At 67.3% G+C, this 1,521-nt stretch carries 2 protein-coding genes; both read right to left on the bottom strand.

Annotated features, from left to right (window positions below):
• Window positions 1–794, bottom strand: a 794-nt coding sequence (locus AC1DU6_RS30840) for a sodium:proton antiporter (protein WP_477861907.1), incomplete at its 3' end; no start/stop codon positions are given.
• A complete protein-coding gene (locus tag AC1DU6_RS30835; protein WP_477861909.1) occupies window positions 791–1,501 on the bottom strand; it encodes a nitroreductase in 711 nt (236 codons plus the stop codon). The genes AC1DU6_RS30840 and AC1DU6_RS30835, both read right to left, overlap by 4 nt.
• Between the last annotated feature and the right edge of the window lie 20 nt (window positions 1,502–1,521).

Below are 1,521 nucleotides of genomic sequence, written 5' to 3'. Positions count from 1 at the left end.
GCCTGCAACGGCAGCGGCGTGCCCCAGAGGTCGAAGACGATGCCCGGCTTCCAGGTGCCGCTCATCAGCACCAAGCCGATGGCCACGACGAGCGGCAGCAGGTTGATGACGCCTTCCAGACCCAGCCGGGGCGCGTCGGGTGTCGGGTCAGCGGGCGTGATGCCTTCCTTGCGGTAGAGCCAGGCGTCGATGCCCCAGAACACGGCGAGCAGCGCGGCGAGCAGGAACAGCGTTTCCTGCCACAGTTGCCCGGCCGTCCAGAAGAAGCTGACGCCCTGCAGGAAGCCGAGAAAGAGCGGCGGGTCGCCCAGCGGCGTCAGCGACCCGCCGACGTTGCTGACGATGAAGATGAAGAAGACGACGACATGGGCGTTGTGGCGGCGGTTGTCGTTGGCGCGGATCAGCGGGCGGATCAGCAGCATGGAGGCGCCCGTCGTGCCCATGAAGCTGGCCAGTGCGGCGCCCAGCAGCATCAAGCCCGAGTTGAGCGCCGGGCTGCCATGCAGATTGCCGCGAATGAAGATGCCGCCGGCCGTCGTGTACAGCGCGCCGAGCAGGATGGTGAAAGGCAGGTATTCCTCGACCAGCGTGTGCACCAGCACGCCGCCGGTCTCTACCGCCCCGAATGCGAGCGCAAACGGGATCAGCAAGGCCAGCGTCCAGCCCGCGGCGATCTTGCCGAAGTGGTGGTGCCAGAAGGCCGGCGCGGCCAACGGCATGACGGCGATCGACAACAGCAGGCCCGCGAACGGCGCGGCCCAGGTCAGGCCGAGTTCGGCGCCGGAGAAACTCATTCGATGAAGCGCGTGAACTCGGCCACCGGCGCGCGCTCGGTGACGAGGCTGTTCTCGATGGCATCCGGGTCGGCACAGCCCATGGACATGCCGCAGACCACCATCTGTTCACTGCTCAACTGCAACTCCTCGGCGATGACGCGGTGGAACTGCGTGAACGCGGCCTGCGGGCAGGTGTGCAGGCCGCGCGCACGGGCCGCCACCATGATGTTCTGCAGGAACATGCCGTAGTCCAGCCACGAACCCTGCTGCATGACGCGGTCGATGGTGAACATCAGGCCGACCGGCGCGTCGAAGAAGATGAAGTTGCGGCCATGCTGGTGCTGCATGCGCGACTTGTCGGTCTTGGCGATGCCCAGCAGCCCGTAGAGATCCCAGCCCACCTTGCGGCGGCGGTCGATGTAGGGGCTGCGCCATTCGGTGGGGTAGTAGGCGTATTCCTCCTTGTGGCCGGCGTTCTGCTCGGGGTCGAGGTAGGCGGCCTGGATGCGGCCGGCCACGCGCGTCAACGCCGCACCCGTCATCACATGCACCTGCCACGGCTGGGTGTTGGTGCCAGAGGGCGCCCAGGAGGCGACCTCAAGAATGTCCTCGATGGTCGCGCGCGGCACCGGTTTCGGCAGGAAGGCGCGCAGCGAGTGCCGGGTCTTGATGGCGGCATCGACCGCGGCGGTCTGCTCGGGCGTGGGCGTGGCGAAACGGCTCATGGCGTCAGGGTCTTCAAGGC

The sequence above is a fragment of the Roseateles sp. P5_B10 genome (assembly GCF_056400485.1).
Note: the sequence above shows the minus strand (reverse complement) of the source record. Positions and strands in the feature narration are given on the sequence as shown.